At 69.1% G+C, this 18874-nt stretch carries 18 protein-coding genes; 7 read left to right on the forward strand and 11 right to left on the reverse strand.

The window, feature by feature from the left end:
* The first annotated feature begins 109 nt into the window (after positions 1–109).
* The gene (locus ABIA33_RS32670) at positions 110–415 is read left to right on the forward strand and encodes a GNAT family N-acetyltransferase (protein ID WP_370086719.1); all 306 of its coding nucleotides are present in this window, start codon (positions 110–112) and stop codon (positions 413–415) included.
* The gene (locus tag ABIA33_RS32675; protein WP_370086721.1) at positions 412–906 is read left to right on the forward strand and encodes an OsmC family protein; all 495 of its coding nucleotides are present in this window, start codon (positions 412–414) and stop codon (positions 904–906) included. Before ABIA33_RS32670 ends, ABIA33_RS32675 begins: the two co-directional genes overlap by 4 nt.
* Positions 907–957: 51 nt before the next feature.
* Here the strand turns inward: ABIA33_RS32675 and ABIA33_RS32680 are convergent, their stop codons facing one another.
* From ABIA33_RS32680 to ABIA33_RS32705, 6 genes are all read right to left on the reverse strand, one after another.
* Positions 958–1884, reverse strand: a complete 927-nt coding sequence (locus tag ABIA33_RS32680; RefSeq protein WP_370086723.1) for an N-acetyltransferase family protein — start codon at positions 1882–1884, stop codon at positions 958–960.
* A 126-nt stretch (positions 1885–2010) separates the two neighbouring features.
* Complete coding sequence (locus tag ABIA33_RS32685) at positions 2011–2142, reverse strand: hypothetical protein (RefSeq protein ID WP_370086725.1); 132 nt, start codon at positions 2140–2142, stop codon at positions 2011–2013.
* Positions 2143–2256: 114 nt separating this feature from the next.
* Positions 2257–2613 (reverse strand): UBP-type zinc finger domain-containing protein, encoded by a 357-nt coding sequence (locus ABIA33_RS32690; RefSeq protein WP_370086727.1) that lies wholly within the window; start codon positions 2611–2613, stop codon positions 2257–2259.
* Positions 2610–4082: an ATP-binding protein gene (locus tag ABIA33_RS32695; RefSeq protein ID WP_370086730.1), complete on the reverse strand. Its 1473-nt coding sequence runs from the start codon at positions 4080–4082 to the stop codon at positions 2610–2612. Before ABIA33_RS32695 ends, ABIA33_RS32690 begins: the two co-directional genes overlap by 4 nt.
* Complete coding sequence (locus ABIA33_RS32700; RefSeq protein ID WP_370086732.1) at positions 4079–5755, reverse strand: FAD-dependent oxidoreductase; 1677 nt, start codon at positions 5753–5755, stop codon at positions 4079–4081. Before ABIA33_RS32700 ends, ABIA33_RS32695 begins: the two co-directional genes overlap by 4 nt.
* A gap of 231 nt (positions 5756–5986) precedes the next feature.
* Positions 5987–7195 (reverse strand): MFS transporter, encoded by a 1209-nt coding sequence (locus ABIA33_RS32705; RefSeq protein WP_370086734.1) that lies wholly within the window; start codon positions 7193–7195, stop codon positions 5987–5989.
* Between the two features lie 422 nt (positions 7196–7617).
* Here ABIA33_RS32705 and ABIA33_RS32710 point away from each other — a divergent pair, with 422 nt between their 5' ends.
* Both ABIA33_RS32710 and ABIA33_RS32715 read left to right on the forward strand, forming a co-directional pair.
* Positions 7618–9495, forward strand: coding sequence for an amidohydrolase (locus ABIA33_RS32710; RefSeq protein ID WP_370086765.1), 1878 nt, complete (start codon positions 7618–7620; stop codon positions 9493–9495).
* A gap of 213 nt (positions 9496–9708) precedes the next feature.
* Entirely contained in the window at positions 9709–10437 is a 729-nt protein-coding gene (locus ABIA33_RS32715; protein WP_370086737.1) for a YoaK family protein, read from the forward strand.
* A 178-nt stretch (positions 10438–10615) separates the two neighbouring features.
* Here the strand turns inward: ABIA33_RS32715 and ABIA33_RS32720 are convergent, their stop codons facing one another.
* Positions 10616–11104 carry a MarR family winged helix-turn-helix transcriptional regulator gene (locus ABIA33_RS32720; protein ID WP_370086739.1) on the reverse strand — a complete coding sequence of 163 codons (489 nt, stop codon included), beginning with the start codon at positions 11102–11104 and terminating at the stop codon, positions 10616–10618.
* An 86-nt stretch (positions 11105–11190) separates the two neighbouring features.
* On the opposite strand from ABIA33_RS32720, the gene ABIA33_RS32725 reads away from it, so the two are divergent.
* On the forward strand, positions 11191–12069 hold the full coding sequence (locus ABIA33_RS32725) for an SDR family NAD(P)-dependent oxidoreductase (protein WP_370086741.1): 879 nt from the start codon (positions 11191–11193) through the stop codon (positions 12067–12069).
* A 28-nt stretch (positions 12070–12097) separates the two neighbouring features.
* On the opposite strand, the gene ABIA33_RS32730 is transcribed toward ABIA33_RS32725, so the two are convergent.
* The 3 genes from ABIA33_RS32730 to ABIA33_RS32740 are packed head-to-tail and all read right to left on the reverse strand — an operon-like array spanning position 12098 to position 14536.
* On the reverse strand, positions 12098–13525 hold the full coding sequence (locus tag ABIA33_RS32730) for an NAD(P)/FAD-dependent oxidoreductase (RefSeq protein WP_370086743.1): 1428 nt from the start codon (positions 13523–13525) through the stop codon (positions 12098–12100).
* Positions 13444–14019: a transposase gene (locus ABIA33_RS32735; protein ID WP_370086767.1), complete on the reverse strand. Its 576-nt coding sequence runs from the start codon at positions 14017–14019 to the stop codon at positions 13444–13446. The genes ABIA33_RS32730 and ABIA33_RS32735 overlap by 82 nt, the downstream gene beginning before the upstream one ends.
* Positions 14020–14035: 16 nt before the next feature.
* Complete coding sequence (locus tag ABIA33_RS32740; protein WP_370086745.1) at positions 14036–14536, reverse strand: transposase; 501 nt, start codon at positions 14534–14536, stop codon at positions 14036–14038.
* Positions 14537–14750: 214 nt separating this feature from the next.
* Here ABIA33_RS32740 and ABIA33_RS32745 point away from each other — a divergent pair, with 214 nt between their 5' ends.
* Both ABIA33_RS32745 and ABIA33_RS32750 read left to right on the forward strand, forming a co-directional pair.
* Complete coding sequence (locus ABIA33_RS32745; RefSeq protein ID WP_370086747.1) at positions 14751–16196, forward strand: tyrosine-type recombinase/integrase; 1446 nt, start codon at positions 14751–14753, stop codon at positions 16194–16196.
* A gap of 55 nt (positions 16197–16251) precedes the next feature.
* The gene (locus tag ABIA33_RS32750; RefSeq protein ID WP_370086749.1) at positions 16252–17946 is read left to right on the forward strand and encodes an IS1182 family transposase; all 1695 of its coding nucleotides are present in this window, start codon (positions 16252–16254) and stop codon (positions 17944–17946) included.
* 177 nt (positions 17947–18123) lie between these two features.
* Here ABIA33_RS32750 and ABIA33_RS32755 read toward each other — a convergent pair whose 3' ends face one another.
* Positions 18124–18717: a TetR family transcriptional regulator gene (locus ABIA33_RS32755; RefSeq protein WP_370086751.1), complete on the reverse strand. Its 594-nt coding sequence runs from the start codon at positions 18715–18717 to the stop codon at positions 18124–18126.
* Positions 18718–18874 lie beyond the last annotated feature (157 nt).

The following is an 18874-nucleotide window of genomic DNA, read 5'->3' on the forward strand; positions in this document are numbered from 1 at the left end:
GACCGCCGGTGATCCCGGCGGAGTCACTTCCTTGATCGCAATCTTGTTGAAGATAAATTAAATTCGAGGCCCGGGCCAACCGGCCCGTCGTACGACAGCAGGAGGAACGATGACGACCAGCGTGGCGGACAACCCCGATCGGTCCCGGTTCGAGATCACGGACGACGGCACACTCGCCGGATTCGCCGAGTACAACCGGTACGAAACCGAGATCGCCTTCATCCACACCGAGATCGACCCGGCCTTCGAGGGCCGGGGCCTCGGCGGCCAGCTGGCTCGCGCCGCGCTCGACGCCGCCCGGGACCAGGGCCTGACCGTGCTCCCGTACTGCCCCTTCATCCGCAGCTGGATGACCAAGCACCCGGACTACGCCGACCTGGTGCCCCAGGCACAGCACAGCCGTTTCGGCCTGTGACCACCGCCCCGGCCGAAGGCGCCCCGGCCGCCCCGAGGTTCGTCCGGGCAGCCGCCGCCGTCGCCACCAGTACGAGCGACGACTACCACGTGGACATCCGCTCCGGCCGACACCGCCTGGCCGCCGATGAGCCGGAGTCAGCCGGGGGCACCGACAGCGCCACGACGCCGATCGGCCTGCTCCTCTCCGCGCTCGGTGCCTGCACCGCGATCACCCTGAGAATGTACGCGCAGCGCAAGGGATGGCCACTGGAGACCGTCCGAGTGCACCTCGGCTACGAGAAGGGCCCCGACAAGGCGACCCGCATCACGCGACACATCGACCTACTCGGCGACCTGGACGACGCCCAGCGCGCCCGGCTGCTGGACATCGCCGAACGGACGCCGGTCACCCGGGCCGTGACCGGCGGGACGCCCGTCGTGCCCGTCGATCCGCACCTGCCGACCACCGCCGACACAGCGGTCCCATGGGAGCCCGCAGGCCATAAGTAAGCCCGACCACCCGCCTGTCGGGTCAGGACGATGGCCCGGCCCCCGTCGTTCCTAGAGATCGAGTTGATACTCGAATGTCGTGTGCGTCGGCGCATAGCCGAGCGTGTCGTTGATGTGCCGCATGTGCGGATTGTTGTCGGCGGTGTCGGTGAGCAGGCCGCCGAGGTCCGGGTGCCGCTCGTGGGCTTGTCGGATCGAGGCGGCCTTCATCCAGCGGCCGAGGCCGTGCCCGCGGTGCTCGGGCAGGACGCCGGTGCCGTAGTGCTGGCCATCGCCCTGGCCGTCGCCGGGGACGACCAGTTCGGTGAACCCGGCGATCGAGCCGTCCGACTCGTCGATGGCAACAACGGTGTGCAGCAGGTCGCCACGCTTTTCGATGGCCGCCGCTGCGGCCCGGACCCGGTCCAGGTCCCAGGTCACCGTGCCGAAGTCGGTGCCGCCCATCGACATGTCGTCCATGGCGTGGCGCGACGCGACAAACGTCTCGGCGAGCCCGTCAGGGACCGTGCCCTCCCACGACGCCAGCCGATAGCCGGGATGGGGGTGTTCGGTGATCTCAGCGAGAGCGGGGATGTCCGCCTCGGCCAACGGCAGCCGGGTGAAGGTCAGGGTCAGGACCCTGCGGAAGCCCCGGGCCGGCAGGAACCAGTCGCCGGGCGAGCCGGCCTCGGCCTGGGTGATGACACAGCGCCGGCCGTGCTGGCGTGCGGCGGCGATGGCCGCGTCCAGGAGCCGGGAGCCAGTACCGTTGCGCCGCTCGGCCGGATGGACGTGGAGGTCCAATTCGGCGAGGTGCTCCTGCCCGGTCCTGGTGAAAAGACGCAGGAACGCCGACCCGACGGGGATTCCGTCGGTGTCGGATGCCAGCCACGCCAGGCGGTAGCTGGACAGGGTGCCGTCGGGTTCGGTCAGCGCAGTGATGCGAACGAGGGGGAAGGTGTCAGGGCCTGGGGTCGACTGCTGACTGTTCGTGCGCATGTGCCGCACACCTCCCTGGCGACGGCGTCGGCCGGGGCGACCGGCGGCCCGGAGAAATTAGCCGCTCCATCCCGGAAGCAGCAACGGATTTACAGGTATCGCCCCAGGATCTCCCTGCCCGGGCCCTCAGCAGCCGACCTTGAGCGCGGTGCCGTCGTAGGTCCACTTGTACGGTTTCGCGGTGGTGTTGTGGTTGACCACGAAGCTCTCCAGCTTGTCGATGAGATCATCGCGGCTGGAGAAGTCGCCGTGCCGCAAAACCCGGCGGCGGTCGGGCCCAGAGTGCGGGGACCCTCGATGGCCTGGCGGGCCGCACAGCGCGGCCCGCCAGGTTCGGGACCCAACGGGACGAGGAAGAGGGCGAGTTGCCGGCTACGGGGTGCCCAGGCGCTCGGCCCAGTCGGCGGGCACCCGTCCGGCCGGGCCCGGGACGGGCTGGTGGGCGGGGTGGCTTTCCGGCGGCGCCAGTCGCGGACCCGACTCGTACATCTCCGAGGTGTCGTGGCTCCAGAACCACGTCTCTCCCGGTTCGAAGCTGCGGATCACCGGGTGTCCGGTGGCTTTCGCATGAGCGGTGGCGTGCTTCGACGGCGAGTCGTCGCAGCAGCCGATGTGCCCGCACAGTGCGCAGCGGCGCAGATGCAGCCACCATCCGTCGGTGGCGTCGCACTCGAGGCAGCCGGTACCGCTGGGCGGGACCGTGGGGTCGATCGCGTTCTGTGTGGTCATGACGTCTCCTGCGGGGTGTCGGGGTCGGTAGGGGTGAGTGGGAGGCGTACCTGGAAGCGTGTGTCGCCGGGCACGGACTCGACTCTCAGGTCGCCGCTGTGGCGGTTGACGACGATGCGCCAGGAGATGTCCAGGCCCAGTCCGGTGCCCTCACCGACGGGTTTGGTGGTGAAGAACGGGTCGAAGACGCGGTCGCGGATGCCGGGAGGGATTCCGGGTCCGGTGTCGCGGATCTCGACCAGCAGGCGGTCGCCGTCCCGTGCGGTGCGTACGGTCAGGGTGCCGTCGGCGTCCGAGCTGTCGAGGGCGGCTTTATCAAGGGCGGAGACGGCGTTGTCGATGAGGTTGGTCCACACCTGGTTGAGCTCGCCGGGGTAGCAGGGGATCCTGGGCAGTGTGCGGTCGTAGTCCTTGACGACGCGGATGTGCGGGCCGATCTTCTGGGAGAGCATCACCAGCGTGCTGTCGAGCAGCTCGTGGACGTCGGCTCTCCGCTGCGGTGCGCGGTCGAGTTGCGCGTACTGTTTGGCCGCGTTGATCAGGGCGGAGACGCGGCTGGTCGAGTCCTCGATCTCGTTCATGAGCAGTTCGGTCTCGACGGTGCAGTTGAGCCAGCGCACGGCCGGGCCGAGCATGTCTGTGGGCAGGGCCCGGGCGATCCGGTCGAGCCAGTCGGCCCCGATACCGGCCTGCACGAATGCGGGCGCGAGCTGCCATCCGTCCGCGATGTCGTGCTCCTCGAGCCAGTCGACGACGGCGTCCTCGTGGTCCGCGGCCTGCAGCGGGCTGAGCGCGGGGGGCTGGGAGATGGTTTCGGCGGCGTTCGCGTGGAGCTCGGTCAGGGTGTCCAGGTTGGCGCGCTGGTGGGGGTCGGCCGCGATCTGGCCGAGCCCGCGGCGCATCCCGGCGACCCGCTCCCTGAGGGCCGAGGCGGCCCGCGCCGCGGCGGCGGCCGGGTTGTTGAGCTCGTGGGTGAGCCCGGCGGTCAGCGACCCGAGGGCCAGCAGTCGCTCCCGCTGGCCGATCGCCTGCTGGGTGTTCTTGGTGCCGAAGAACAGCCCCTCCAGCAGATGCACGGCCATGGGGAACCACTCGTGCATGATCTCCGCGAACGTGTCTGCGGGGAGGACGAAGAACCGTGAGGGCTCGGTGACCCGCATCGAGTTGTTGTACACCTGCGGCACCTGGTCGCCCAGGTAGGCCTGGAAGGCCCCGGCGTACACACCGCGGGTGGAGCTCCGGTTGACGTCGACGTCCTGGCCTCCGACGCGGCGCGAGAGAATCACCGTCCCCTCGAACAGGACGAACAGGCACGCGGCCGGATCGCCTTCCCGGTAGACCGTGCCGGGGTCGAACCAGTACACGCGGCCCTCGCGGCACAGCAGCGCGAGCTGGTCGGAGCCCAGCTTCTCGAACAGGAACAGGGAACGCAGTTCGTGCTCCTCGCACCGAACCGAGCGGCAGGTCACGACTGCGCCAGATAGCGGTGCACGAGCATGACGGCCATGGCGCCCTCGCCGACCGCGGAGGCGACCCGCTTGGCGGACTCGGCGCGCGCGTCCCCCGCCACGAACACGCCGGGGACGTTCGTCTCCAGGTGGTACGGCGGCCGGTCCAGGGCCCATCCGGCCGGCGGGCGCCCGTTGGCGGTCAGGTCGGGGCCGGTCGGGATGAACCCGTGCGGATCCCGGGTCACCGTGCCGTCCAGCCAGTCGGTCATGGGGGCCGCGCCGATGAACACGAACATCCACTGTGCGTCCACCTCTTCGGTCTCCCCGCTCACGGTGTTGCGCAGGGTCAGCCGCTCCAAATGCTCCTTGCCGTGGACGGCCGACACGACCGCGTCGGCGCGTACCGAGACTGTGGGGGCCTCTTCGACGCGCTGCAGCAGGTAGTGCGACATCGAGGCGGACACCGACGGGCCGCGCACCAGCAGGGTGACCGACCTGGCACCCCTGGCCAGGAACATGGCGGCCTGGCCGGCGGAGTTCGCCCCGCCCACGACATACACGTCCTGGCCCTGGCAGGCAGGCGCCTCGGTCAGCGCCGAGCCGTAGTACACCCCGCGCCCGGTCAGTTCGGCGGCGCCCGGCACGTCCAGCTGCCGGTACGACACACCGGTCGCCAGGATCACGCAGTGCGCCGAGATGGTGGAACCGTCCGCGAACCGCAGGGTGCGCGCCGCGCCGTTCACCTCCAGGGCGGTGACCTGGCGCGTCGTCAGCATCTCGGCGCCGAACTTCGCCGCCTGTCGGCGTGCCCGGTCCGTGAGCTGCGCTCCGGAGACGCCGTCGGGGAAACCGAGGTAGTTCTCAATCCGTGAGCTCTGGCCCGCCTGACCTCCTGTCGCCGAGCGCTCCACCAGGACCGTCCGCAGCCCTTCCGAGGCCCCGTACACGGCCGCGCCCAGGCCCGCAGGCCCGCCGCCGACGATGACGAGATCGTAGAAGTCGGCTGCCGGCGTCGTCGAAAGACCCACCCGCGTGGCCAGCTCGCGCTCCTGCGGCTCGACGAGCGCCGTACCGTCCGGGGTGACCACCAGCGGCAGCCGAAGCCCGTCCTGCCCCGCGGCGGAGAGCAGCCTCCGGCCCTCCGGCTCCTCGGAGTTGTACCAGCGGTAGGGCACCTGGTTGCGGGCCAGGAACTCCCGAATCTGCGAGGACCGCGCCGACCAGCGGTGACCGACGACCTTGGTGGTGCCCGCCTCCAGGCCGTCGGTGGCCCGCCAGGACTCCAACAGGTCGTCCAGCACGGGGTAGAGCTTCTCCTCCGGCGGCTCCCACGGCTTGAGCAGGTAGTGGTCGAGGTCGACGACGTTGATGGCGTCGATCGCCGCGTCGGTGTCGGCGTAGGCGGTGAGCAGTACCCGTCGCGCCCCCGGGAACAGGTCGATGGCCTGCTCCAGGAACTCGATGCCGTCCATCTGCGGCATGCGGTAGTCGGCCACGATCACCGCGACCAGGGAGCCCCGCAACTTCAGCTCGCGCAGGGCGTCGAGCGCCGACTCGCCGGACTCGGCCCGGACGACGCGGTACGAGTCACCGTAGCGCCGACGCAGGTCCCGGGCGACGGAGCGGGACACCGCGGGATCGTCGTCCACGGTCAGAATGACGGTCCGCACTCTCTCGGTCGGCTCTGCCATGTCTCCCCACCTGGGACTCGTTTCAGAACTGCGGGACTCGTTTCAGAACTGGCCGGCGGGCCTTCCGCCACGGGCACCCGCCGTCCATTGTGCTCATCGATCACTGGAGTGGCCCGCTGGTGCGGCGGAGCCGTGCGCTGTCGGAACAGAACAGTGCGTGCGCGGTCATCCGTCCGCTCGCGCTGGGACAGCTGCAGCATCGAGTGGCCCGCCCCTGGCAGGCGCAGAGGCTCAGCTGCGGGCGAATCGGCGTGCGAGCAGTGCCGTCACGGTCACGATCGCGCCGGCGAAAACGAGCAACGCGTCGCGTACCGGGACCGTTTGCGCTGCCAGTCCGAGGCCCAGCACCGGGATCGACAGTCCCAGGTAGGCTGCCAGGAACAGCCCGGCAAGAGCCTCCCCACGCTGTTCCGGCGCGGCCGTCGAGAGCGCGGTGGCGACGCTGCCCTTGAAGGCCGTGCCTGCGGCGGCGCCGGAGACGGCGCCGCCGATGAGGAACAGTGGCAGGTCGGTCGCCCAGACCGCAGTCGTCACCACGACCACGCCTGCCGCCAGAAGAGACAGCCCCGACAGCAGCTGGGTGCGGGAGCTCAGTCGGTCGAGCAGTATGTGTGCCAGTGCGGCGGAGCCGAAGACCAGGAAGGCTGCGAACCCGGTGGTCGCCGGTGAAGTGATGTGCAGGCTCAGCAGGACCACCGGTGTCAGGGACGTGAAGAGCCCGAAGACCGCGAAGGTGACGAAGGCTGCAGTGGACGCTGCGTAGAACTCACGGCGCGCATCCTCGGGAACACTCAAGCGCTGGGGGCGATAGCGGGGCCTCGCCTCCGGTCGGTCCACTGTCTCCGGGGCCACCAGCACGGCTGCCGCCCCGAGGACCAGCAGAGCGAGAAAGACCAGATAGGGGGTGCGTAGCGGCGCCCCGGCATGTTCGGCGAACTGTCCCGAGACCAGCGGGCCGATTCCCAGCCCACCGAGATTGGCGCTCGTGGCCACCACGTTGGCGTGGCGTCGCGACGAGATGCCGGGTCGGGCACGCTGACGCAGGTCGTCCAGGTATGCCGTGGCTGTCGCGGTCAGTAGGCCCACGCTCAATCCCGACAGCAACCGTGCCGCGAGCAGCGCGGGAACCGAAGTGAAACTCGCGAAGACGAGTGCGGAGACAATACTGAGCGCGATGGCGGGAAGCAGCGTCGTACGTCGGCCGAACCAGTCCGACAGATGTCCTACAAGGAAGAGCGCCACCAGTACGCCGAGCGCGTAGGTGCCGAAGACAATCGTGACCATGAACGGCCCGAATCCGTCCGCCCTCTCGTACATGGGGTAGAGCGGGGTCGGCACGGTGGAGAAGGCCATGATGAGAGTGAAGACCGCCGCGATCACCCAGAAGCCCGTGTGGTGGCGAGTTGGTGAATGACGGGGCAATGCCTGGATGGTGGTCACGGTCCGCTTCCTATTCGCCTGCCTCTGCGTTACCGGAGGCGACGCTAGGCGCTGCTCTGCAGCACCAATTGTCGAAAGGTGCACGAGGTGATGCCCGCCAGCGCACCGGAGGAACCCGGCCCGTCGGCGACCGGCGCTCACTCGGTGGCCTGGGCGTCATCGCCATCGGATACGGGTCCCCGAGAGTCGCTGTCCAGTGCGCAGACGGAGCAGATGCTCGGCACTCTCGGACCATCTGCGAGAACCGGGCTGGACTAGCTTTTGGCCGAAGCAGCGGAGTCCCGCAAGCACGGTTGATTCCAACGCTGTTCGACGCGAAGAGCCCGGGGAGGTCTGCGCTCGCAGCATCTCCCTGCCCCGCTGTCGAAGCCTGTCCAAGTCACCTCTGCAGAGAGCCCATTGGAGGAATTCAGGTGCCTACCATGCCGGTCGGCGGGTTGGTTCGAAGGACCGCCGACGATGCTGCGGACCTGGTCGTCCGCAACGCGAAGATTCACACCGGAGATCCGGGCCGTCCACAGGCCGAGGCGCTCGCCATCCGCAACGGTGTGATCATGGTCGTCGGTGACGACAAGGACATGGCACCGCACCTCGGTGAGGAGACGAAGGTCGTCGACGCTCTGGGGCGCCGGATGATCCCCGGTCTCAACGACTCCCACGTGCACGTCATCCGAGGGGGACTCAACTACGTACTCGAACTTCGCTGGGACGGGGTGACGTCCTTGCGTCAGGCCCTGGCCATGCTGCGCGAGCAGGCGGCGCGCACGCCGAAGGGCCAGTGGGTGCGCGTGGTGGGAGGGTTCTCGGCCGAGCAGTTCGCCGAACGGCGGCTGCCGACCGTCGCGGAACTGAACGCCGCGGCGCCGGACACACCGGTGTTTGTCCTTCACCTGTACCAGTCGGCCATCCTCAACCGGGCCGCGCTCAAGGTCGTGGGATACACCCGGGACACCCCCGACCCCAAGGGGGGCCAGATCGTCAGAGGCAGGAACGGTGAGCCCACAGGCGTACTGCTGGCCGCTCCCAGCGCCCTGATCCTCTACTCGATCCTCGCCAAAGCACCAACCCTGGAGGGCGAAGACAGGAAGACCTCCACTCGCCACTACTTCCGCGAGCTGAACAGATTCGGACTGACGTCGGCCATCGACGCCGCCGGAGGCTTCCAGAGCTTCCCCGACAACTACGCAGCCGTCGTCGAGCTGGCCGCCGCGGGTCAGCTCTCGCTGCGCATCGCCTACCACCTGTTCCCGCAGACCGGAGGCCAGGAGCTCGACGACCTGACGCGCTGGATGGAGATGGTCAGCCCGCAGGACGGGGACGAATGGCTACGCCTCAACGGCGCGGGCGAGAACCTGACCTGGGCGTCCGCCGACTTCGAGAACTTCGCCCAACCCCGCCCGGAACTCGGCGGCGCTGACACCGACTTCGAGAAGGCCGTGCGGCTGCTGATGGAGAACGGCTGGGGATTCCGACTGCACGCCACGTACGACGAGACCATACGACGCGACCTCGCCGTATTCGAGAAGCTCGCCGCCGAGGGCCTCTTCCCGGCCGGCAACAGATGGCTCTTCGACCACGCGGAAACAGTCTCCAGGAGCAGCCTGGACCGCATCGCGGCACTCGGCGGCGCGATGTCCGTACAGAACCGCCTGTCCTTCCAGGGCGAGGCGTTCGTCCGCCGGTACGGACCGGGAGCCGCCGCAGACGCCCCTCCCATCCGAGCCATGCTCGACCTGGGTCTGACAGTGGGAGCCGGCACCGACGCGACCAGGGTTTCCTCCTACAATCCCTGGGTCGCCCTGCACTGGCTCGTGTCCGGTCGCACGGTCGGAGGTATGGCCATCCATCCGCCGGCGAACCGGGTCGACCGGGAGACCGCCTTGACCATGTTCACCCGGTCCGGCGCCGCACTGACCGGCGAGGAAGCCGTCAAGGGCATGCTGCGGGCGGGCTACTACGGCGATCTGGCTGTCCTTTCCGACGACTACTTCACGGTGCCGGAGAGCGACATCCCGCACATCGAATCCCTGCTGACGGTCACCGGCGGCCGGATCGTCTACGCGGCGGCCGAGTACGAGGGCCTCGACGAGGAACTCCCCGCCCTCAAGCCGGCGTGGAGCCCCGTCGCACATTTCGGCGGCTACCAGGCCTCCCCCAGGCCGAGCACCTCGGGTGCTCGGCAGGCGGACCTCATCGGCCAGGCCGTCACCGAATCGGAGCAGCACCGTCAGTGGCGCGCCCAGCGCGGACACACCCCTGATGCGCGGACCGAGGTACTCGACCCCTGCTTCGAGATGTGACGTCCTGCGCGGGAGCGGGTCGGACCCTCCGGAACACCACCTTCAGTTCCTCGCCGTCCGCCGGATGGTGCGTCCCGACCGTGCCAACAGCCGTCCACCACGCCACTTCTGGAGAGGATCCACTATGGTCGCCGCCACCGAGGTCGCCGCGATTCCCAGCCACGCGCCGCTCACCCCCGCTCTACTCACCCCCGAGAACCCCGCGGTGCCGGTATGCGCAGACTGCTGACCGACGCGGTCCAGACCCTCGTCCCGCCCAAGGCGGACCGGCACGGCCCGCTGCCACCACTGCTGCTGGCGCTGACAGTGGTAACCGGTCTGATCGACGCAGTGAGCTACCTGGGACTCGGGCATGTCTTCGTCGCCAACATGACGGGCAACATCGTCTTCCTCGGCTTCGCCCTGGCGGGTGGCCCCGGTCTGTCAGCCCTTGCCTCGGTTGCCTCCTTGGCCGCGTTCCTCGCGGGCGCGCTTGCCGGTGGACGCCTCGGTGTCCGGCTGGCAGAGCACCGAGGGAGACTGCTCAGCATCTCCACGGCGACTCAGAGCCTCCTGATGGCCGCGGCCGTGGTCACCAGCGCGCTTGCTGACGGAACCACAGCCGTGGGCAAGTACACCTTGATCATCCTGCTCGCTCTCGGCATGGGTCTGCAGAACGCGGTCGCAAGACGCCTGGGCGTCCCGGATCTGACCACGACCGTCCTGACTCTCACGCTGACGGGGCTTGCCGCAGACTCGACACCCGCCGGCGGGACGGCACCACGACCGGGCCGCCGCCTGCTGTCCGTCCTGGCCATGTTCCTCGGGGCCCTCATCGGGGCTGAACTCCTCCGGCACACCGGGATCGGCACGGTGCTCCAAGTGGCCTTGGTGATCCTCGTGGTCACCGCCGTCACCACGCACCGCCTGTCGGCCACGAGTGCGGCCTGGACCAGGCCGTAGACCGTCGAATCGGCCGTGCTGGACTCACGCGCCTGGTCCTGCACCGGCGTTGAGACCTCGTGGCCTGGCACCGCCCTCCCCTGCCGCGCCAGGCCACGGACACCCCCCACTCGCCGCATGCCTCCTCGCCCGCCACGACGCCGCTGACGGCGACCCGCGGGCACCGCCCTCCGGCCGGTCACGGCAACGCGTGCTGACCCGTGCCCTGCGCCCCTTGGCCGTTCGGCTTGCCACGCGAGGCGGACATGGCGTTGTCGATGGCGTCGAGCAGCTTGTCGAGGAGGGCCAGTTCGCCGTCCGGCAGCCCGCCGAAGATCTCGCGCAGGACGTCCTCGCCCGCCGAGGTACCCGCCGCCAGGGCGTTGGCCCCTTCCGCGGTGAGGGTGACGAGCTTGGAGCGCCGGTCCTCGGCGGACGGCGTCCGCTCGATCAGACCCTCGCGCTCCAACGCCTCAACGGACTGGGTGACCGAGCGGGGAGCGTGGCCGAGAGCATCAGCCAGCGCCGACTGCTGCAAGGGGCTACGACGCGCGAGGACTTCCAGGACTTTGGTGCGGGCGAGCGAGAGACCGCCTGCTGTCATGGTGTCGTCGACCACCTTACGGAGACCGTGGCCCACCGCGAGGTAGTGCATCCCGACGTCGACGGGATCTGGCCGGTCGCTCATCGCCCTCCCTTCCTGCCACTTGCTGAGGTACCTCACCAATGCTACTTTAATGAGGTACCTCATTAAAAGTTGCGAGAGGCAGTTCGATGAAGACTCCACCCGTCATCGTGATGACCGGCGCGACCAATGGGTTGGGCAGGCTCGCCTCCCTCGACCTGGCCCGCAAGGGCGCGCACCTGGTCCTGGTCGCGCGCAGCCGGCAGAAGGCAGACGCACTGGCACGGGAGCTCGAGCAGACCGCACCAGGAGCCGAGGTTGAGTTTTTCCTGGCGGACCTGTCACTGCTCGCCGACGTCGACCAGGTGGGTCGACAGATCGCCGCCCGCTTCCCGAGGATCGATGTACTGATCAACAATGCGGGCGTGCACGCGTTCTCCCAGCGGGTCACGACCGAGGGGCTGTCCGAGATGACCGTCGTGAACTATCTCGCCCCCTGGCTGCTGACGGACCTGCTGCGTGAGCGCCTCAAGACGTCCTCCCCGGCGAGGATCGTCACGGTCGCATCCCGCGCCTCGAAGCACGCCGGTGGCCTGGGTCCGATCCGGGACCTGGGCGACACCGCGCCCTACTCCCGCCGCGAGTCCTCTCAGCGCTACGGCTGGACCAAGCTGCTCGACATCATGTTCACCCAGGAGCTGGGACGCCAACTGCAGGACACCGGCATCGCGGTCACCTGCTGCTGCCCCGGATTCAACGTCACCGGGCTCGGTCGCGACCTCGCGGGGGCCGGCGCGCTGGAGAAGGTCCTCAAGGGGCTGAGGATCGGGAACCCGCAGCACGGCGCCGACATCATCGTCCAGCTCGCGACCGATCCCGCATTCGCCGAAATCACCGGTGGCTACTTCGCCGCCAGGGGTGCCAGGCCCCTCACCTGCCCGCCTGCGGGCCACGACGAGGAAGTCCAGCACGAACTGTGGCAGGCTACCGCCGACTTCCTGCACGACATCCGCAGCACCTGGCAATGAACAGCGGCAACAGGTCGGTTGTCGAAGATCAGTCGGTGCCCTGGTCGCGGTAGGTCTCCAGCAGGCGCAGCCAGACCTCGCTGATGGTCGGGTACGCCGGGACTGCGTGCCACAGACGGGCGATCGGGACCTCGCCGGTGACAGCGACGGTCGCCGCATGCAGGAGCTCCGCCACGCCGGGGCCGACGAAGGTGACGCCGAGCAGCGTCTCGCGGTCCAGGTCCACCACGGCGCGAACCCAGCCGCGGTAGCCGTCGGCGAAGAGCGAGGCGCCCGCGACGCTGCCGAGGTCGTAGTCCACCGCGCGCGCCCGGCGTCCGGCGTTCAGGGCCTCGTCGAGGGTGAGGCCGACGGCCGCGACCTCCGGGTCGGTGAAGACCACCTGCGGCACCGCCAGCGTGTCCGCAGTGGCCACGCTGCGGCCCCAGGGCGCCAGGTCCAGCTCCCGGCCCGCCGCGCGGTCGACGATCGCCGCGCCGAACACCCGTCCCTGGTACTTGCCCTGGTGCGTCATCAGGACCCGGCCGTTGACGTCACCCGCTGCGTACAGCCAATCGCCCGGGACACCGGCCGCGAGCCCAGTATCATCCACCTCCACCGGCTTGCCCGCGGACAGCCCGACGCACTCCAGGCCCAGGTCGGTGGTGGCCGGAATCCGACCGGTGGCGAAGAGCACTTCGTCCGCCGTCAGCACCTCGCCGCCGTCGAGGGTGAGCTCCACCGCGCCGTCGCGACGGACACCCGCGACCGAGGCACCGAAGCGCACCTCGACCCCCGCCTCGGCGAGGCTCTCCGCCACCAGCTCCCCCGCGAACGGTTCGACCCTCGGCAGCAGCCGTGAACCACGCACCAGCAGCACCACCTCACTGCCCAGCGCCCGCCACGCCGTGGCCATCTCGACCGCCACCACTCCCCCGCCGACCACCGCCAGCCGCCCCGGCACAGCTCGCGAGCTGGTCGCCTCACGGCTGGTCCACGGACGCAGCTCAGCCAGCCCCGGCAGGTCGGGCAGCGCCGCCCGGGTCCCCGTGCACAACGCCACCGCATGCCGTGCCACCAGCATCCGCTGTCTGCCCTCGGGCGTCTCCACGACGACGCGCTTCTCCCCGTCGAGCCGCCCGTGGCCCCGCACGAGCGTGATCCCAGCGCCGTTGAGCCACCGCACCTGGCCGTCGTCCTTCCAGTGCGACGCGAAGTCGTCCCGACGGCGGAGCACCGCTTCCGCGTCGAGGCGCCCGGCCACGGCCTCCCGCGCACCCGCCACGCGCCGCGCGTCGGCCAGCGCGGCGGCCGGACGCAGCAGCGCCTTACTAGGCATGCACGCCCAGTAGGAGCACTCCCCGCCCACGAGCTCGTGCTCGACCACGGCGACACTCAGCCCGTCCGCGCGCACACGGTCCGCCAGGTTCTCCCCCGTCGGCCCCGCCCCCAGCACCACAACATCGAACTCGTCCACAAGCCATCCCTCCAATTCTCCGAACCGCCAGCCCGCGCCATCCTTCCCGTGGCGTTCCGATGGCGTCCAGCGGCGACACACCGGCAGCGGAAACACGGTGCGCTGCCGGGCAATTGCGGTGCACGGCAAGCACAGCCGGACCTCAGTGCGCCGGAAGAATGGAGGTGATGGCGGGTGGAGCGGTCGTAGTCGCGGGCGCCCTTGGAGCCGGTGCCGGTGCGCATCCGCTGCCAGCCCTGCCCCGGTATCAGCTTCAGTGCTTCTTTGTTGCAGGTCATGGCCCCGCCCGGGGTGGTGATCCTGTGGTTGGAGCGGACCGCGATCGCGTAGCCGAGTCCCAGGGTGCGGCAGGTGGAGCGCAGTTCGCGGCTGCCGTAGACCTCGTCGGCCGCGAAGAAGGCGGCGCGGATCCCGTCGGCCACTGCCTTGGTGAGCATGGCGGCGGCCAGGGCGGGCTTGGTGGCGAAGAGCAGGTCGTCGGGGACACCGGTCAGTTCCCGGCGTTCCTCGTCACCGGCCCAGTCCCGGGGGCAGGTACAGGGCCCGGTCGATCACCGTGTGCCCGAGGGTGCTTGCGAAGGCGAGGTGGACCGCGACCTGGCACAGACCGATCCCGCCCAGCGAGCCGGAGTACTGGTTGCCTGCGCCGACTGCGTCGGTGGAGGACTTCGCGTCGCCGGTCTCGTCCGCGATCAGCACACCGTCGCCGTCGTCCAGGAGTTCCACCGCCCACGCCGCCGCCTGGCCGAGGACCGCCCGGTCGTCCCAGCGGGCGCGGGAGAGCAGGTGCTGGAGCCGGTGCGGCCCCGGATGCCCGATCGCCTCGGCCAGGGTCCAGCAGTTCACGTCCTCCAGCTCCATCAGCAGGCCCTCGGCCAGCTCACGGAACGTCCCGCGCGTCTCCCGCCGAGGAAAGCAGCAGGCCAACCGGCCCATCAGGTCCTCAAGGCACTCCAGGTGCCGCTCGTGCGCTACCGTTGCCGCGGCCGCCGCGGACTGATCGTGAGTCACATCTCGTCATGATCGCGGCGGTCACTGTCACACCCACAGACGCCTTCCGGTATCGCTGACCAGCACCGACACCCACCAGGTCACGATCTACAGCTGCCGTGGCTGTGCTGTTCAAGGCTGTACCCACTCTCCACCCACAGGCGGCGGCTCTGCAGACCGATGGCGAGCAACTGGGGATCGGGGAGGTCGGAGCTCGCGGAGGGCACACTGCGACTTGATCGTTCCCGGCACCCACCATGAACAGCTTTACATAATCACGCTGCGTAATGGATATGCCTCAGCCGTGCAGAACGAATCACATCAGTTGAGTCCCCTCACATCCGAATCACCGAGCGACGACAACGCAGCAGCGACTTCTCCCAGGAGCGACCAGACCAGCGCGCCTTTTGACCGGTGGCACCGAAAGCGCCCGCCACTCGGGCACGACAAGGACTTCTGCGGCTGCGACAGCTACGACCCGGGCCTGTTGCCATCTACAGATCACGGGCGCGGCCGACGCTGGCAAGCCCGCTACACCGACCCCACGGGACGCCGGCGTCGCCCTGGCTTCGCCAGCTATGACGACGCCCGCGAGTGCCTGGAGCGTGTCCACGAAGCCATCCGCGATGGCACCTGGAGCTACCTGGACGTCGGCAGTCGCAACGTCGCGTACTTCGCCGCCCAGATGATCGAGCGAAGGCGCAAGCGCAACAAGAACCCCAACACCATCGACACCTACGAAAGCCACCTGCGCAACCACATCGTGCCGTTTGCCGGAACACGCACCGCCCACATGCTGCGCCGCATCGACTCCACAGCGCTCGTGGACCACCTCCTCGACAAGCCGGGCATCAGCTCCCCTCGCACCGTCATCCAGATCTTCAAGACCTGGAAGGTTCTGATCGCCCATATGCTCAACGAAGACGTCCCCCTGCCGGCCAACATCGTCTCGCGCATCGAATTGCCCGACGTCGACGCGCGCATTACCACGCCCCTCACACCAGCGCAGGTCGTGAAGCTGGCGGCAGCGATGCACCAAGTGGAGCCCCGCTTTGAAGTCCTGGTGTGGCTCGGCGCATGCGCAGGACTGCGCACCGGTGAGGCCCTCGGGCTCAAGACCAGCCGGATCGACTGGTCCAACGCGCTGCTGGAGATCGCCGAGCAGCGACAGCGCGGACGGCCCGCAAAGCTGAAGACCAAGGCGAGCTACGCGACCCTGCCCGTGGACGGCTTCCTGATCGAGCGCCTGCGAGAGCACACCCTCCGCTTCAATCCGCCTGCCGACAGGGGCATGGATGCCTCATCCGAACCGCTGCCCCCGGACCGGTCAGGCACTTCCAGTGAAGGACTACTGACCACCAACAGGTACGGGCGACCGATCCAGCGAAGCGACCTCAACAACAAGTGGCACGACGCGCTCCAACTCGCTGGCCTCCCCAAGGACACGCGCTTCCACGACCTCAAGCATTTCTACACGACGCGGCTAAGCGCATCCGGCCAGCACGACCCCAAGACCGTGCAAGCCCTCTCGCGGCATGCGGACTTCTCCCAGACCTGGGACACCTACGCCCACCCGCCCCTGGCCATCGAAGGCATCACGGTGACCGCGTTCCGCAGCGCCTTCCAATCCCTTAGCTTGACTCTGTCGGGGATCTTGGAGTTCTCCGGTGCGCCTGCTTGATCAGCGGGCATGCTCGGGGCTGTTTCGTAGACCGATCCAGCTGCCGAGGTGTTCGTTGTCCCTCCATCCCCGTTCCGGTGAGCAAGTCCCGTCCCTGACCGCGCAGATCGCCCGAGCGAGCAACCCGGACGGTACGACGGCGATGTGGATCAGGGACCGGTTGGACGGGCTGTGGTGCGACGAGGACTTCGCCGACTGGTACCCGCGCGACGGGCGCCCTGGGCTCTCGCCCGCCCAACTGGCCACCGTCTGTGTGCTGCAGTTCCTGCTCGGCCTGTCGGACCGGCAGGCCGCGGAAGCGGTCCGCTGCCGCATCGACTTCAAGTACGCCATGGCCATGGAGCTGGACGATCCCGGCTTCCACCACAGCGTGCTGGCCGGCTTCCGCGAGCGCCTGGTCCAGGACGACCGGGCCGACCGACTCCTGGACCTGGCGCCCGCCCGCCTGAAAGAGGCAGGCCTCGTGGGCGAGCGCACCACGCAGCGCACCGACTCCACCCACATCCTGGCGGTGGTGCGCGACCTGACCCGGCTCGAACTGGTCACCGAAGCAGTCCGTGCCGCGCTCGAAGAAGTCGCCCGTACAGCCGGACATCTGCTGGTCGGCCTGGTCGGCGAAGAATGGGGGCGCCGCTACGGCCGCCCGGTCCGGTTGGGCAAGAACCCCACCCGGCCCAAGACCAGGATCCTGGCCGCCGGCAACGACGCCTGCCAGCTTCTGGAGCGCCTCCACCAGCACGGGCCGGGCTACCGGCCCGGCCCAGCGGCCGGGGCACTTCGGCAGATCGTGGTGCAGAACTACTACCGCGACGCGGCGGGGCGTCTGAACTGGCGCACCGCCGACGACGGCGGACTGCCACCGTCGTCCTTAGCGATCGTCTCCCCCTACGACACCACGGCGCGCTACGTGCGTCACGGACACATCATCTGCTGGAAGGGGTTCGCCGCCTATCTCACCGAGACCTGTGCCCCTGACAGCACCAATGTGATCACGGACGTGGCCACGACCTCGGCTGCCACTAACGACGGCCAGGCCCTGCCCGGCATCCACACCCGCCTGGCGCGCCGCGGGCTGCTGCCCGCCGAGCACCTGGTCGACGGCGGCTACACCTCCCTGGTCCACCTGGAACGAGCCGCCCGCGAACACCAGGTCACCGTCACCGGTCCACTCCCGGGCAACCCCACCGGCCAGCACCGCAATAACGAGGGCTTCGACCGGGACGACTTCCACATCGACTTCGACCGCCGCCAGGTCACCTGCCCCCAGGGCCAGGTCAGCGCGGGCTGGCACGGCCCCTACCCGACCTCCTCGCCCACCGCGGCACCCCTGATCGTGGCCCGGTTCACCAAAGGCCAGTGTCAGCCCTGTCCAGACCGCCCCCGTTGCACCAACTCCCGCGAGGGCGCCCGCAACGTGGGCTTCCCGCCGCGAGAACTCCGCGACCTGCAAGTCCGCGTCCGCACCGAGCAGCAGACGTCCGAATGGAAGGCCCGCTACGCGGTCCGCTCCGGAGTGGAGGGCACCGTCAACGAGTTCGCCCACGGACACGGCATGCGCCGCTGCCGCTACCGAGGGCAACCCAAAGCCCACCTGCAACACGTACTCACAGCCATCGCCGTGAACATCGAACGGCTCAGCCGGTCAGAGGCCGAGAAAACCTCCTCCTCGAGACCGCCCACCGCCTTCCAGACCTTCCTGGACCAGCAGGCGATTCCCCGATCGAAGTCCTGGCGCACCCTCGGCACTTGACCCCGACCGACCAAGATCCCCGACAGAGTCAAGCTTAGAAGCCGTTGTCGTACCGATCTTGTTGGACGCGAGTTCGAGCGTGGTGACTCGGTCGCGTGATCTTTGGCTTCGGCGTGCATGAAGGCAGGGTCTGCTGTCCATTGTGATGCGCGGGACGGTGTGCGCCAGATTCTCGCGTCAGGTGGAGGGGCGGGGTCGGGCGTCGAGCTCGGCGGCGCGCACCTGAAGGTCGCTCAGGGCTGCTTGGGCGAGGGGCGGGAACGGTTCCTCGTCGTCCGCCTTCATCCAGCGCTCGGCGGCGATGGCGAAGGCGAGCATCGCCACCTCCGCGCCCAGTCGGGCGGTCAGCTCGTCCGTGCCGCGTTCGCGCAGGGCGGTACTAATCGACGCGGCGATCCGGGTGTGCTTGAGCAGTCCCCGCTCCTGCAGGTCGCTGTTGGCCGCGACCACCCGCCTGCGCTGGACGGCCTTGGCCCGCCGCTGCGGGGTCATGACCGGGTCGGTGGCCGCGAACGCCGCCCGCAGGCACTGCGCGAGCGTCGCGTTCGCAGCAGCGGCGCGGATGCCGTCGGCGAACAGGCCGGCCAGTACGTCCTCGCCGCCGAACAGGACCTCGCGCTTGTCGCTGAAGTGGCGGAAGAACGTGGCCCGGTTCAAGCCGGCGCGATCCGCGATCTGCGCGACGGTCGTCTCGTCGAACCCGTTCTCCACGAACAGGTCCAACGCCGCGCTCTCCAGGCGCTCACGTGCGTCCGGTGCCCATCTGCTCACCGACGCAGTCTATCCGAAGCGACCAGGTCGCATCATCCTGCGAATGATGCGACTTAGTCGCATGGCTGCGGTACCGTTGATGCAACAGGGTCGCATCAGTCTCCCGCGAGCGAATCTGAGCTGCGCGTCCTCGACCGCGCCGTCACCAAGGAGTCCC

The organism is Streptacidiphilus sp. MAP12-16 (assembly GCF_041262165.1).
In the GTDB taxonomy this organism is placed as follows: Bacteria; Actinomycetota; Actinomycetes; order Streptomycetales; family Streptomycetaceae; genus Streptacidiphilus.